Raw genomic sequence first — 12,750 nt, forward strand, 5'->3', positions numbered from 1 at the left:
GCAAATCAATTGACGCACGCCCCCGGCTTCGCGGGCGTGGCCGGTGCCGTGTCCGCATCGCTCAGGGTGTTCAGGAAGCAGAGCAGGTCCGCGATGTCCTGCTCGGACATGGGAGGTGCGGAGCCCGCGGCGCGGCCGTCCATCGGCAGTTGCGTGTCGATGTTGGCTGCGTAGGCAGCCGGCAGGTCGTCGTACTTCCGCACCTTGCCGCCCGTGTACTGCGTCGTGACGAGGCCGTACGCCGGAAAGCCGGGATCGTTCTTCGCCTTGGGCGTTCCGCCGACGGTGGGGTACCACAGCTCGGGCTGCGTGTCGCGCGTGTTGTAGAAGCGCACGACCTGCTCCAGCGAATGCATCACGCCGTTGTGGAAGAAGGCCTGCCGCGTCGCCACGTTGCGCAGGGTCGGCGCCTTGAACATGCCGCAGAAGCCGTTCGCGGCGTTGGGTGCGGCCGGCGCGTGGCCGGTGCGCAGCGGGCCGCACACGCCCATGTCGAAATACTTCAGGTCGCCGTTGGCCGGAATGCCCGCGTTGCGCGGCACGCTGATCGCCTCGTACGAGAAGTCGGTGAACAGCGCCGAGCTGCCGTTCAGGCCCGCGCCCTGGTAGTGGCACGAGGCGCAGTTGCCGGTGGCCGGGTTGGTGAACACCTTCAGCCCGCGCGTTTCCGCCGGCGTGAGCGTGCCGCCGATCTTGTTGGCCGCGTACAGGTCGAACTTGCTGCTGTACGGGTGAAAGCTCTTGTCCTCCAGCTGGTAGGCCTGCAGGGCCTGCAGCGCGCTGGCGAAGGCGGCGTCGCTGTCGTCGAACACCTTCGCGCCGAAGGCCTTGGCGACCAGCGGTGCGTAGTCGGCCGCCTGCAGTTTCTTCACCACGTCGGTGCTGCTCGCGTTGGCCATCTCCAGCGGATCGAGCAGCGGAAGGCGGGCCTGCGCGGCCAGCGTGTCGGCGCGGCCGTCCCAGGCGAAGCCGCCGCCGGGGCCGGGCGCGCTGATGCCGTCGGGGTTGTCCAGCAGGTCGGCGTAGGGCGGCGTGATGTCCTTGTAGCGCAGCGAGGGCACTGCGCGCAGGCCGGCCTTGTCCATGTGCTCGCCGCCGAGCTGCACGGAGAGGTCGTTGGCCGGCGCGTACGCATGGGCCGGGTCGTGGCAGCTCGCGCACGACATGGCGCCGGAGCCCGAGAGGTTCTTGTCGAAGAACATCTTCTGGCCCACCTGCGCCGCGAGGCTCAGCGTGCTGGCGGCGGCGGGCGCCGCCGCGGGCGAGCTCGCCGCCGTGGTGGGCTCGGAGGCGGCCGGCAGCGCGGCCACCGATCCCCCGCCACCGCCGCCGCAGGAGACGAGCACGACTCCCGCCACGCCTGCTGCAGCCAGCACCGCCAGCCCGATCCAGCCGGCGCGTGTTACCGCCGGCCCTTTCGGGCCCGAACGGCGTTCTTCGCTCATTGCTTCAGCGACCAGACGTTGAACTGGTTGGCATCCGGCCCGACCTGCGCGGCGGTCGACACGTCGCCCGACTGCTTCTGCGTGTAGTTCGCCGGGATCACGAAGGCGTGGTTGATCGGCCGCACGCTGTCGAAGTGCGTGTCCGCGCTGCCCGCGTACTCCGGCAGGTTCATGATGTTCTGGGCGATGAAGGCCTCGGTGTACTTCGAGCGGTTCATGTACGAGCCGTCGACCGCCGGGTCGGCCAGCTGGAACATGTCCTGCAGCGTGCGCACGAACGAGAAGTGGCTGTAGGCATCGCTGTCCGATACGCCCTTGGGCGCGTCGGGCTGGTTGGTCAGGATGCCGAAGATGCTCTCGCCGTGGCCGCGGTTGCCCTTGGTGTAGTTGTTGATCGTGGCATCGACCGACCAGGTACCGTCCGCGTTCTGCTTGATCGGGTTGGCAACGGTGCTGTTGGCCACGTTCCAGCCGCAGCAGGAATTGAAGCCGCTGGTGGCGCTGCCTTCGTCGAACATCAGCACGATCGCCACGCGCTTGTGCGTGTTCTTCCACAGCGGCGAAGCCTGGATGCGCTTGACCGTGAAGTCCACGTAGTTGTCGCCGCGCGTGATGATCGGCGAGACGGCCGTGGTCGACACGTTGTTCGCCACGCTGCTGCAGTCGCTCGCGGTGCCGGTGCCGCCGGCGCCCTTCACGCTGATGCCGTGCATGTCGTCGCACTGGTCGGGCACCAGGAAGTTCAGGTTGCCGACGTTGCCGCTGGCCAGGTCGGTGCCGAGCTGGTCGTAGTCGTAGCTTGCGGGAATGGCGTAGTCGGTGCTGTTCTTCAGCGCCGCATCCCATTGGCCGCCGCCCATGGTGCGGTTGCTGTACTTCCATTCGGGCGCGCTGCGCACGTTCTGGTAGGCCATGCCGGGGTGATGCTTGGTCTTGTACAGGCCCGCGGGCAGCGGCAGCGTGAGCGTGGCGTCGCCGATGGTCGCGTTGTTGCCGCCGAGCGTGCCGGGCGGGTAGACGTTGTCCTTCGCGGTGACGGCGGCGTCGGCCACGCTGTCGGTGCGGAAGTCCTGGCCCGGGTTCATTGACTCGCTGTAGGTGCGCCAGGTGAGGCCGGCGCTCGTGATCGCGTTGAAGAGGTTCGGCTTGCCGACGATGTTGTGGTTCACCGCGGCGGCCTGCGTGCAGGTGGCCGCGAATGGCGACTTGGCCAGGCCCGGTTGCGTGTTGTCGGGCACGGGCGTGTCCTGCACCGCATTGGCGCCGGTCGCGTCGCAGTTCCACTGGCTGTCGTCGCTGATGCCCCAGTCGTCCGCGCCGCCCAGCGCCGTGTAGTTGGGCTCGCTCGGGTTGCCGGTGGCGTAGTAGCTCACCAGCTGGTTTCCGGCCTTGAGGTAGCCGTTGATCTTGGGCGCGTAGGCCGAGTTCAGGATCGACATCGTGGCCTTGTTCTCCAGCATCACGATGAAGATGTTGTCGTAGCGCGGAATGCCCTCGACGTTGAATGCGGCCTGCTGCGCCTGCAGGAAGGTGATGGGCTTGCGGTTGTCCGCGACGCCTGCCGTCGCCACCGTCACGCCCGCCATGCCGCTCAGGCGCGGGTCGCCGCCGGGGTTGGCCAGCGCGTCGGGGTACAGGTCGCCGCGGTCAAGCTTGGTGGTCGCGTAGGCGAAGCGGTTGTTGAGCGCATTGGCCTCGCCGAACAAGGCGGTCTGCACATTGGCGGCCGCGGCATTGAAGTCGGCAAGCAGGGCGTCGACCGGCACGCCCAGGCGCGTGGCCAGGTTCTGCTTCTCGGCTGCGTAGCTCGTGCCGTTGGCTTCGATCAGGCGCGCGACCTCGGATGACAGCGGGCTCACTACCACGGCCGTGCCTTGCTCCTTCACCTGGTCGAGCGCCACGCGCAGCACTTCGCGCCTGGGCACGCTGGCGTTGGTGGCGGTGTTCTTCGCGTTGGTGCCGATGTCGGCAATGAGCGCGGACGCGGCGGACAGCGAGAGGCTGAACTTGCCGTTGGCATCGGTCACGGCGGCGGGCTCGCCGCTGTCGCAGCGGCCGTTGTTGTTGCTGTCGACGCAGACCGTGGCGCCTGCGTAGTAGCCGGCCGCAATCACTGGATCGGTGCTGCTGCCGGCCTTGAAGGCGGTGGCCGCGAGCACGCCGCTGAAGGTGGTGTTGCCGGAGCCCGCGGGCTGGCTCGCGGGTTGGCTCGCGGGCGGCGGGAGGAACGCAACCGGCCCCGAGCCGCCGCCTCCGCCTCCGCACGCAGCCAGCAGCGAAGCTGCGAGCACGGTCAGGGTGGGACACAGCAAGCCGGATCTGATTTTTTGAATGGCTTTCAATTTCTTCTTTCGAGCGTGGAGGGGGGCGTGAAGCAGCGGCGCAGCCGATGGCTGCGCTTGCACTGCGGATCGCGGATGAATCTAGGAGCGCCGCATGTCAGTCAAAAGGCAGAAGACTTAGCAGCGAATTAGCGAGGCCCCGCGACCTGACCACGTCGAAAGAAGCACAGGAAAAGCCGAAACGAACGGCGTGCAGGAGGGCTGACTGCCACCTGACTTTTTGGCGCGCCGCGCACCTGAAATGCGGCCGTCGCGGGGCGAGCCGACACTGGCGGCGGCGTGATCGCGAGCCACCCACCCAGACCGTGGAAAGCCGGTCAGGGACGTCGCGCCGGAAGACTCAGGACTTCGCTTTCTTCGAAGACTTCGCCTTGCCCGCCCCATTGAGCGCGACCGCTTCGAGAACCAGCGCCTTGAACGCGGCTGCGTCCGGCTCTTCACCTTCATGGATGTCGATGGCGCGGCGCACGTTGCCGTCGAGGCTCGAATTGAAGAGTCGGGCCGGGTCCTTCAGCGACGCACCCTTGGCGAAGGTCAGCTTCACCACGCTCTTGTACGACTCGCCCGTGCAGATGATGCCGTCGTGCGACCAGACCGGCGTGCCCATCCACTTCCACTCCTCGATCATCTGCGGGTCTGCCTCGGTGATGAGCTTGCGCATCCTGGCGAGTGTTGCGCCGCGCCAGTCGCCGAGTCCGGCGATTTTTTCGGAGATGAGTTCCGAGGCCGGCTGGCCCTGGTCTGCTTTCGTGTCCGACTGCTTCATGTTCGTACCTCGATGAGTGGATCCAGTTCGGCGCGGAGGCGTTTTACCGCCACTTCGTGCCGCAGCGTCTGCGCGCCGCGCCCGTAGGTCGCGGCCTTGCGAATCAGCCGCAACTGCTCACGCTGCAGCCGTGCCTTCAGGCGCCTTGCGCGCCAGCCGTAGGTCCAGCCCGTTTCCCTGCGGAGCTTGTACCGCTGCATGGGCGCGCCCAGCCGCACCCATTCGTCGTCGCGGATCAGCTCGCGCTCCGGCACGAACCAGGCTGCCAGTGCGTGCAGGTACGTGCCGTTCTCGCGCGCGGCAACCTGCCAGAAGAGCCCCGCCACGATGATCGCGGGGAGCCCCTTGATCACCAGCATGATGGCCATTTCGCCGTACCCGCCATCGAAGAGATCTTCGAGGAAAGGCGAGTTCCAGATGAAATGCATCGCCCATGCGAGCATGAAGCACAGCAGCGCGCATGCGATGCGCACCGCCATCGGCCGATGCGGATGCAGCAGGAACCACGCCACGCCGAAAGACGCGATCGCCGTGTAGGCCGCGTGGCTCCACAGCCCGCTCAGCAGCCCGCGCGTCAGCAGGTTGAGCAGCACCGGATACACCTGGTTCTCCAGCGGAAAGTGCATGGAGGCGTTGACCGTGTAGCTCAGGTTCTCGACCACCTGAAAGCCCAGTCCCGCCATCGCGCCGACGATCAGCACCGACAGGTAGGTCTGGAACTGGTTGCGCGCCACCAGCACCAGGAGGACGACCCCGGCAAGCTTCAGGAACTCTTCCGTGACCGGCCCCGCAACAGCCGGCCCCCACACCGCGACGAACTCCGGCGACACCAGCTTGGCGCACAGACTTTGGATGGCGATGTTGGCCGGCGCCGCGAAATACACCGCGCCCATGCCGCCCCATGCGAAGGCCAGCACGTAGGCCTCCGGCGGGTGCTGCTCGAGCAGGTCCAGCGTGCGAAAGGCCAGCACGAAAAGCAGCGTGTAGGCCCCCCACACCAGCAGCCCCAGGAATGCGGTGATGGGCACCACGCGAAACCCCATCGAGAACATCTGGACCGTGTAGAACAGCCCGTTGACGATCAGCGCCGCCAGCAGCCAGAAAGCGGCGCGCCCTGGCTGGAAGAACGAGTCGGTGCCGACCGGCCACTGGGCCCGGTCCTGGTCGAAGACGGGCGGCCTCACTGCGCGGCCTCCAGGTCCATCGAGTCCAGCATGCCGCGGGCTTCGGTCAGCGCGTCGTCCATGCCTTCGTTGGCGCCGTAGAAGTCGATCTGCACGAGCGATTTGCGCTGCAGGTCGACCACCTGCCAGAACCGGCCCGCCAGCTTGGAGCCGTAGTAGGCGAAGGTCTTGCCCTGCAGCCCCCACGACGTGACGAAGTCGGACACGTCGCCATCGATGCGCAGGCGCTGGCCGCGCTCCATCAGCCGCTGCTGCCGCACCAGCGAGCCATCCGGCCCGCCGGCCCAGGGCTGCGTCGTTACCAGGAACTTGTGGCTGCCCTTGAAAAGCATCAGCGACTGGCCTGCCTTTGAGCGGGAAACGTCCATCTCCCATCCCTCGGCGGGGACGAACCTGGCCTGGCCGGCGTCCACCGTCTGTCCCGCGGGCAACGGCCGGTTGCCCGGCGTGTGACGGTTCCAGAAGGTGAGACCGCCCACATAGGCGGCAATGGCGAGGAGCACCGCCAGCGCGCCCGGCCAGGTGCGATACGGTATGCGGCGTGACGGCTCATGCATCCTTTGATCGTGCCATACGATCGCATGCGCCTGGCGGCCCCCGCAACCGATGCGGCATACTGCCAGCCCCTAAAAACTCCCAGAAGCCCGCCGAATGGAAAACGAAGTCGACCCCCAGGTACTCGCAGTCATCAATGAAAAGCGACTGTCCGGACCACGGCTCACGCCGGTCGAAATCGTTGCCAAGATGGGCGTGTTCGACGCGCGCGAAAAGCCGTTCGACCACGCCTGGCTCGCAACCGGCGACAACGTCATCGCCACCATCTGGGCCGAATGGGTGAACGTGGGGGCCGGCGGGCGCTGGTTCTGCCTGGAGTCGCTCGACATCCACCACCGTGCGGGCGGCGGCGAGCGCAACGCGCAACAAGTCCAGCGCGGCAAAGACCGCCTGGCCTTGCTCAAGCGCACCTTCGACGCCGGCCAGGGCTTTCGTGCCGTGGTGCAGACCAACCGCCTCGCCATCGTCGAAGTGGAAAGCAACAAGGACGCCAAGGTGTCCACCCGCGTGCGCGACGACGACGAATGGCACGTCGCCAGCTGGAAGCCCGAGCAGAAGCTGGCCGTGCTGGTTCGCGGCCCGCGCGGCTGGGTGCCGACCGAGGCCGAAGTGCAAACCGCCAGGGCGCGCAGCAACGTGCCGCAGCAGCTGGCCGCAGCCGCCGGTGCAGCCGATGGCGCCGCAAGCAAGGCGTCGCCCGAAGAAGTGCGGGCCGCCGCCATCGCGTATGTCATCAAGCATTTCACCGGCTACGGCTACAAGGCCGAGAACCTCGCCGACAAGAACATCGGCTACGACCTCGAAGTGTCGAACGCCAAGGGCCAGACGCTGCTGCGCGTCGTGGTCAAGGGCACCGCGCCGGGCGTGCCGAGCTTCAAGCTCAGCGAAGAAGAAAGCGCATGCTCCGTGCGCGAACCGCTCTGGCGTCTGCTGGTGGTGACCGACGCGGGCAGCCCGACCGCGCAGCACAAGATCTACAAGCCCACCGAGATCAGCTCGGCCCCGGGCCACGACCCGTCGTAAGCAGCGCGCCGGGGCCGGCGCATCTCAGGCCCACCGCATGGAGGAATCCAGATGCCTGTTGCAATGTTCGCCGCCCTGGGCTTTACGGTCGCGCTCCTCGTCACGACGGCCTACTTCATCATGGGTTCGATCCCGCTTCTGGTCCTGAAGCACGACACACCGCTCGACGCCCGCTTTGTGCGCGGCTTCTTCAACATCTACTACAACGCCGCGTTCATTACCGCGACTGCAACAGCCATCAGCTTTGCACTTGCAGGGCGCGCGGGGCTCGCCGCGGGTGCCGTGGTTTTGGCGCTGATTGCCGTCGCCCTGCGCAGGAAGATCATCCCCAGGATGGACTCGCTCGGGGCGCAGATCCAGGCGAACTACATGGACGCCATTCCGGGATTTCGCCGAACCCACGTCATTGCGATCCTGATCAACATCGCCCAGCTCGTGGCCATCGTGTGGAGCCTCATTTCGCTGGGCCGATAGTTCGAGCCGGAAGCCCGACTGTCTGCTGCGCCTCGGCGACTGCCAATGCCTCGCCCAAGGTGCCGGCGCACAGAACCCGCGCCTCGGGTCGCAGTGCGCGCAAGCCGAAAGCGAAGCCGGCCTGGTACAGAGGGCGGGGGCGGGTGCTCGCGTGGAAATCGACCCGAGTAGACTCCGCGGCTTTCTGTTCTGCAGAGGAGCGACCCGCGATGGCTGTCTTCGGCACTGGCCCTTACTTCCACGGTACGCGGGCGGACCTCCAGGTGGGCGACCTGCTCACCGCAGGCTTCCGCTCGAACTACGACGGCCGCGTCGTCATGAACCACATCTACTTCACCGCCTGGCCAAAGGGCGCCGGGCTGGCCGCCGAAATGGCGAAGGGCGAGGGCCGTCGCCGCGTCTACATCGTCGAACCCACGGGTGCCTTCGAGGATGACCCCAACGTCACCGACAAGAAGTTTCCGGGCAATCCCACACGCTCGTACCGCAGCCGGGAGCCGCTTCGGATCGTGGGCGAACTGGCGACCTGGGAGCTCTTTGACGCGGAGTACATCCTGCAGCTCAGGGAGCGCGTACGCGTGGGCATGGGGGAGATCATTAACTGAATCCGGCCTGCCATGCCGCGCTGGGTAGCGATCGGAAATGGACTGGGTCGCGGAGATCGCCCAGCGCGATGCCCGGCGTTGGATGATGGATTCGAGCGTCGGCCACAACCAGACTTTAGGAGTGCACCACGGATGGTCCGCGCAGCTCGAACAGTCATTCACCGACGGCGAGCGGCCGCACCACCCGCTCACCGCAGTTCCGGAAAAGACAGCCCCATCACATTTGCCGATTCAAGCCAGTGATCCCTGTGGCGCAGGAATTCGCATGCGCGCGTTTCCCACGGCAGCGGTCCTTCCCGCCGTTCATCACCTCTGCGGCATGTCCTTGATCGAATACCCCAGGCTCACAGTCGCATCCTCCGGAATCGCCGGCATCGTCGCATTCCAAGCCTGCCAATCCGCCCGCATCGCAGCCAGCCTTTCCGGCTCCTTCTTCGCCAGATTCGCCCGCTCGCGCTCATCCCCGGGAATGTTGAACAGGTACTCGTTCCCGTCCACCTTCAGGTACTTCCAGTCCCCATCGCGCATGGCTTCCTGCCCGCGGTGGTTCATGCGCCAGTGCAGCGGCCTGCGGAAGCTTTGCTTCGCGTCCTTCAGCACGGGCATCAGCGAGACGCCGTCCAGCGGATAGTCCGCATGCGCCGCCACGCCGGCCGCGTCGAGCATGGTGGCCGACCAGTCCATGGTCATGCACAGCTGCGTGCTCTCGCCGCCCTTGCCAATCACCGCAGGCCAGTGCGCGATCCATGGCACGCGGATGCCGCCTTCGGTCAAATCCATCTTGCCGCCCACCAGCGGCCAGTTGTCCGAGAAGCGCTCGCCGCCGTTGTCGCTGGTGAACACCACCAGCGTGTTGTCGGCCATGCCGTGCTTCTGCAGCGCGGCCATGATCCAGCCGATGCCTTCGTCCATGTGATGGATCATGCGGCGATACACGTGGATGTTGCCGCCGGCCAGGTCGAACAGGTTGTCCTTCACGGCGGGTGCTTTGGCCGCGTCGTCGCGCGTTTCCCATGGCCAGTGCGGGGCGGTGTAGTGCAGGCTCAGGAAAAAGGGCGCTTCCTGCTTCGCCATGCGCTCCACGTACTCGACCGCGCGCTTCGAGAGGATGTCGGTGAGGTAGCCCTCTTCGACCTTGTCTTCCTCGCCGAACCACAGGTCGTGCCGTCCGGTGGAGTCGCAGTGGGTGAAGTAGTCGACCCCGCCCGACATCGGACCGAAGAATTCGTCGTATCCCGAGCGCAGCGGCCCGAAGCTGGGCGGGTAACCCAGGTGCCATTTGCCGATGAGCGCCGTGCTGTAGCCGCTGGCCTTCAGCAATGAAGGCAGCGTGGGATGGTCGGTCGGCAGGCCAAGCGTGGCGCTGCCGCGGCTCCTGCTGTTGATGGGCTCTTCGGCGGCGCCGCGCAGGCGGTACTGGTAGCGCCCGGTGATCATGCCGAAGCGGGTAGGCGAGCACACGGGCGAGTTGGCGTAGCCCTGCGTGAGCTTCAGGCCGTTGGCGGCCAGCCCGTCGAGCACGGGCGACACGGGGCCGAACACGGCGTCGCGGCCGCCGTAGCAGCCGAGGTCTGCGTAGCCGAGGTCGTCGGCGACGATGAAGATGATGTTGGGTCTGTTCATGTCTCTTTGGCGTCGTCGGAGCTCAGGGCTGGTAGCCCGACTTCTGCACCACCGGGGCCCACTGCGCGCGGTAGGACTTCAGCATCGCGGCGGTCTGCGCCTGCGTGCTCACTACCGGGGTCATGCCGGAGTCCTTGAACTTGCGCTGCGTGTCCGGGTCCTGCATCACTTCGCGAATGATGTTGGACAGGCGCTCGACCTTGTCCTTGGGCATGCTGGCCGGCGCGAAGAAGGTGTTCCAGCCGGTGGCGGACAGGTCGAGGCCTGCTTCCTTGAAGGTAGGCACGTTCGGCGCAAAGGGCGAGCGCTTGGCGCCCGACAGCGCGAGGATGCGCAGCTTGCCGGCCGCGTGCTGCGGGATCACCACGTCTTCGGTGTCGACGGCAATGGGCACCTGCCCGCCGATCAGGTCGTTCAGCAGCGGCGCGGAGCCGCGGTAGCCGATCACCTGGGTCTGCACCTTGGCCTTCTCGCCCACCATGAGGCCGAAGAAGTGCGGCAGGCTGCCGGTGGCCGGCACGCCGACGTTGGCCTGGTTGGGGTTGGCGCGCATCCAGGCGAGCAGATGGTTGAGCTCGCGCACGGGCAGGGTGGGGGACACCGCCAGCGCGAAGTTGTAGTCGTTGACGTAAGACACGGGCACGAAGTCGCGCTCGGCGTCGTAGTTGTTGTCCTTGAAGACCAGCGGCGCCACCACCATCACGGCGGGGTTGGCGAGCATCAGCACGTTCTGGCTGGCCGGGGTGGTCTTCACCTGCTGCGCCGCGAGGCGGCCGCCCGCACCGGGCTTGTTGTCGACCACCACGGGCACGCCCAGGCGCGAGGAAAGCTTGTCGCCCACGATGCGCGCCACGCGGTCGGTGGCGCCGCCGGGGGCGTAGCCGACGACGATGCGCAGCGGGGTGTCGAACGTCTGCGCGCTCGCCGCGGGTGCCGTGGCGGCGATGGATGCCATGAAGCCGGCTGCGGCAAGCAGCGTGGCCAGGCGGCGGGTGATGGGGGTCGTATTCGGCATATCGGGGTTCCTCCTCGTTTCGGTCGTTCGTTTGGTTGTTCAGTCGTTGGCCTGGAAATTCACGGCTTTCATGATGCCCGCCCAGCGCGCGGTGTCCTCGCGCATGGTCTTCAGCAAGGCGTCGCTGCCGTCGCCGACCGGATACATGCCGTTCTGCAGCAACTGTTGGCGCACCTCGCGCGAGTTGACGGCGCGGGCGAATTCCGCGCGCAGCTTGTCGACGGTGGCTTGTGGTGTCTTGAGCGGTGCGTAGTAGGCGAACCAGGCGGTGGCCACCACGTCCTTGTAGCCGGCTTCGACGAAGCATGGCAGGTTGGGCATGAGCGGCGAGCGCTTCTCGCCGCTGGTGGCCAGCACCTTCACGCGGCCCGAGGGCATCATCTGCTGCGCGCCGCCGACGGTGTCGAAGTACACGGGTATGGTGCCGCCCATCACGTCCTGCCGCGCGGGCGTGGAGCCGCGGTAGGGCACGTGCACCATCTTCAGCCCGGCCGTGCGGTTGAGCATCTCGCCTAGAAAGTGCGAAGGCGTGCCCGAGCCGTAGGAGCCGAAGCTCAGCTTGTCGCCCTGCGCCTTGGCCCAGGCGATGAACTCGGCCAGCGTGTTGGCAGGCACGTCCTTGTGCACGGTCAGCGCCAGCTCGAAGCGCGCCGCGTTGATGATCGGCACGAAATCCTTGAACGGGTCGTACGAGAGGCTGCGGTAGGCGCTCGGGTACATGGTCATCATGCTGGCCGTTCCCAGCAGCAGCGTGTGGCCGTCGGGGGTGGCCGTCTTGACGGTTTCCGCCGCAATGCGGCCCGCCGCGCCCGCGCGGTTGTCGACGATGAGCGGGCCCAGCGCCTCGCGCAGCAGGTGCGCGATGGCGCGGGTCAGCACGTCCTGCGTGCCGCCGGCGGGCACGCCGATCAGCACCTTGATGGGCTGGCCGGGCCTGAAGGCCTGGGCCCGCGCATCGAGGGCGAGCGGCGCAAGGGCAAACCCGCCCAGGGCGGCGAGTGCGTGGCGGCGGTCGAACGAAGAAAGGTGCGTGGGCATGGGGCGGCGTCTCCGGGGTTTTCTCGGGGTTGGAGTTCGATCCCGAAGACTGTAGAGACGCTACAGTCGATTGATCTAATCAACCAACCCCCGGACTAACCCCCAATGACCACGCAGCACCGTTCGCTCGACGACCTGCTGCTGTACCGGCTGTCGCGGGTGGTCGGCGTGGCGGGTGGCATGGTGATCCGCCTGTGCGAGGGCCGCTTCGGCATCACGCGGCGCGAATGGCGGCTGATCGTGGTGCTCGCGCGCCGCGGCGAACTGGGCTCCTCCCAGCTGGCCGAGCATGCCCAGCTCGATCGCGCCCGCACCTCCAAGGCCGTTGGTTCGCTGGTCGAAAAACAGCTGGTCTCGCGCGTGGCCCGCGTGGGCGACCGGCGGCAGGTGCTGCTGGACCTGACCGAGGCGGGGCACGCGCTGTACGCGGAGCTTTTTCCGCTGGTCACCAGGATCAATGCCGAGCTGATAAGCGCCCTGAGCGGCGAAGACGCGGCGCGCCTGGACCAAATCCTGCACCTCCTGCAGGCGCAGGCCGAGCGTATGGTGGCAGTGGCCGTGCTGCCCAAGGCGGACCGGGGCCGCCGCGGGGCGGGCGGCATCAGGCCACCTTCATCACGGTCGCCTTGACGATGCCGCGGTAGCGCACCTGGTTGCTTGCCAGGCGGTGCGCTGCGGCA

12 protein-coding genes are annotated in these 12,750 nt (G+C 67.1%); 4 read left to right on the plus strand and 8 right to left on the minus strand.

What is annotated here, in order from left to right:
- Positions 1–5 precede the first annotated feature (5 nt).
- The 5 genes from ACEN9N_RS04995 to ACEN9N_RS05015 all read right to left on the minus strand — a co-directional run bounded on the left by ACEN9N_RS04995 (position 6) and on the right by ACEN9N_RS05015 (position 6,294).
- Positions 6–1,445, minus strand: a complete 1,440-nt coding sequence (locus ACEN9N_RS04995) for a cytochrome-c peroxidase (protein WP_495655486.1) — start codon at positions 1,443–1,445, stop codon at positions 6–8.
- Positions 1,442–3,757 carry an alkaline phosphatase family protein gene (locus ACEN9N_RS05000; protein ID WP_495655487.1) on the minus strand — a complete coding sequence of 772 codons (2,316 nt, stop codon included), beginning with the start codon at positions 3,755–3,757 and terminating at the stop codon, positions 1,442–1,444. The genes ACEN9N_RS04995 and ACEN9N_RS05000 overlap by 4 nt, the downstream gene beginning before the upstream one ends.
- 370 nt (positions 3,758–4,127) lie before the next feature.
- The gene (locus ACEN9N_RS05005) at positions 4,128–4,553 is read right to left on the minus strand and encodes a DUF1801 domain-containing protein (protein ID WP_495655488.1); all 426 of its coding nucleotides are present in this window, start codon (positions 4,551–4,553) and stop codon (positions 4,128–4,130) included.
- On the minus strand, positions 4,550–5,737 hold the full coding sequence (locus ACEN9N_RS05010; protein WP_413334104.1) for a PrsW family intramembrane metalloprotease: 1,188 nt from the start codon (positions 5,735–5,737) through the stop codon (positions 4,550–4,552). Before ACEN9N_RS05010 ends, ACEN9N_RS05005 begins: the two co-directional genes overlap by 4 nt.
- Positions 5,734–6,294, minus strand: a complete 561-nt coding sequence (locus ACEN9N_RS05015; protein WP_495655489.1) for a hypothetical protein — start codon at positions 6,292–6,294, stop codon at positions 5,734–5,736. The genes ACEN9N_RS05010 and ACEN9N_RS05015 overlap by 4 nt, the downstream gene beginning before the upstream one ends.
- 94 nt (positions 6,295–6,388) lie before the next feature.
- Between ACEN9N_RS05015 and ACEN9N_RS05020 the strand changes: the two genes are divergently transcribed.
- From ACEN9N_RS05020 to arr, 3 genes are all read left to right on the plus strand, one after another.
- Positions 6,389–7,315 (plus strand): protein NO VEIN domain-containing protein, encoded by a 927-nt coding sequence (locus tag ACEN9N_RS05020; protein ID WP_495655490.1) that lies wholly within the window; start codon positions 6,389–6,391, stop codon positions 7,313–7,315.
- Positions 7,316–7,366: 51 nt separating this feature from the next.
- Positions 7,367–7,789: a hypothetical protein gene (locus ACEN9N_RS05025; RefSeq protein WP_413312598.1), complete on the plus strand. Its 423-nt coding sequence runs from the start codon at positions 7,367–7,369 to the stop codon at positions 7,787–7,789.
- Positions 7,790–7,998: 209 nt separating this feature from the next.
- The gene (gene arr, locus ACEN9N_RS05030; RefSeq protein ID WP_495655491.1) at positions 7,999–8,394 is read left to right on the plus strand and encodes an NAD(+)--rifampin ADP-ribosyltransferase; all 396 of its coding nucleotides are present in this window, start codon (positions 7,999–8,001) and stop codon (positions 8,392–8,394) included.
- 306 nt (positions 8,395–8,700) lie between these two features.
- Here arr and ACEN9N_RS05035 read toward each other — a convergent pair whose 3' ends face one another.
- From ACEN9N_RS05035 to ACEN9N_RS05045, 3 genes are read right to left on the minus strand one after another with little or no spacing between them, the layout of a single operon-like run.
- Positions 8,701–10,017 carry a sulfatase family protein gene (locus ACEN9N_RS05035; protein WP_495655492.1) on the minus strand — a complete coding sequence of 439 codons (1,317 nt, stop codon included), beginning with the start codon at positions 10,015–10,017 and terminating at the stop codon, positions 8,701–8,703.
- A 22-nt stretch (positions 10,018–10,039) separates the two neighbouring features.
- The gene (locus ACEN9N_RS05040; protein ID WP_495655493.1) at positions 10,040–11,032 is read right to left on the minus strand and encodes a Bug family tripartite tricarboxylate transporter substrate binding protein; all 993 of its coding nucleotides are present in this window, start codon (positions 11,030–11,032) and stop codon (positions 10,040–10,042) included.
- A gap of 39 nt (positions 11,033–11,071) precedes the next feature.
- On the minus strand, positions 11,072–12,070 hold the full coding sequence (locus tag ACEN9N_RS05045) for a Bug family tripartite tricarboxylate transporter substrate binding protein (RefSeq protein WP_495655494.1): 999 nt from the start codon (positions 12,068–12,070) through the stop codon (positions 11,072–11,074).
- Between the two features lie 105 nt (positions 12,071–12,175).
- On the opposite strand from ACEN9N_RS05045, the gene ACEN9N_RS05050 reads away from it, so the two are divergent.
- A complete protein-coding gene (locus ACEN9N_RS05050) occupies positions 12,176–12,700 on the plus strand; it encodes a MarR family winged helix-turn-helix transcriptional regulator (RefSeq protein WP_007833731.1) in 525 nt (174 codons plus the stop codon).
- Positions 12,701–12,750: the final 50 nt, after the last annotated feature.

It is taken from the genome of Variovorax sp. Varisp46, from assembly GCF_059491885.1.

What these genes read in the sequence shown, in the direction of transcription:
- ACEN9N_RS05035 (WP_495655492.1), bottom strand. Translation starts at nt 10,017, where the DNA reads ATGAACAGACCCAACATCATCTTCATCGTCGCCGACGACCTCGGCTAC.
- ACEN9N_RS04995 (WP_495655486.1), bottom strand. Translation starts at nt 1,445, where the DNA reads ATGAGCGAAGAACGCCGTTCGGGCCCGAAAGGGCCGGCGGTAACACGC.
- ACEN9N_RS05005 (WP_495655488.1), bottom strand. Translation starts at nt 4,553, where the DNA reads ATGAAGCAGTCGGACACGAAAGCAGACCAGGGCCAGCCGGCCTCGGAA.
- ACEN9N_RS05045 (WP_495655494.1), bottom strand. Translation starts at nt 12,070, where the DNA reads ATGCCCACGCACCTTTCTTCGTTCGACCGCCGCCACGCACTCGCCGCC.
- ACEN9N_RS05020 (WP_495655490.1), top strand. Translation starts at nt 6,389, where the DNA reads ATGGAAAACGAAGTCGACCCCCAGGTACTCGCAGTCATCAATGAAAAG.
- arr (WP_495655491.1), top strand. Translation starts at nt 7,999, where the DNA reads ATGGCTGTCTTCGGCACTGGCCCTTACTTCCACGGTACGCGGGCGGAC.
- ACEN9N_RS05040 (WP_495655493.1), bottom strand. Translation starts at nt 11,032, where the DNA reads ATGCCGAATACGACCCCCATCACCCGCCGCCTGGCCACGCTGCTTGCC.
- ACEN9N_RS05025 (WP_413312598.1), top strand. Translation starts at nt 7,367, where the DNA reads ATGCCTGTTGCAATGTTCGCCGCCCTGGGCTTTACGGTCGCGCTCCTC.
- ACEN9N_RS05050 (WP_007833731.1), top strand. Translation starts at nt 12,176, where the DNA reads ATGACCACGCAGCACCGTTCGCTCGACGACCTGCTGCTGTACCGGCTG.
- ACEN9N_RS05015 (WP_495655489.1), bottom strand. Translation starts at nt 6,294, where the DNA reads ATGCATGAGCCGTCACGCCGCATACCGTATCGCACCTGGCCGGGCGCG.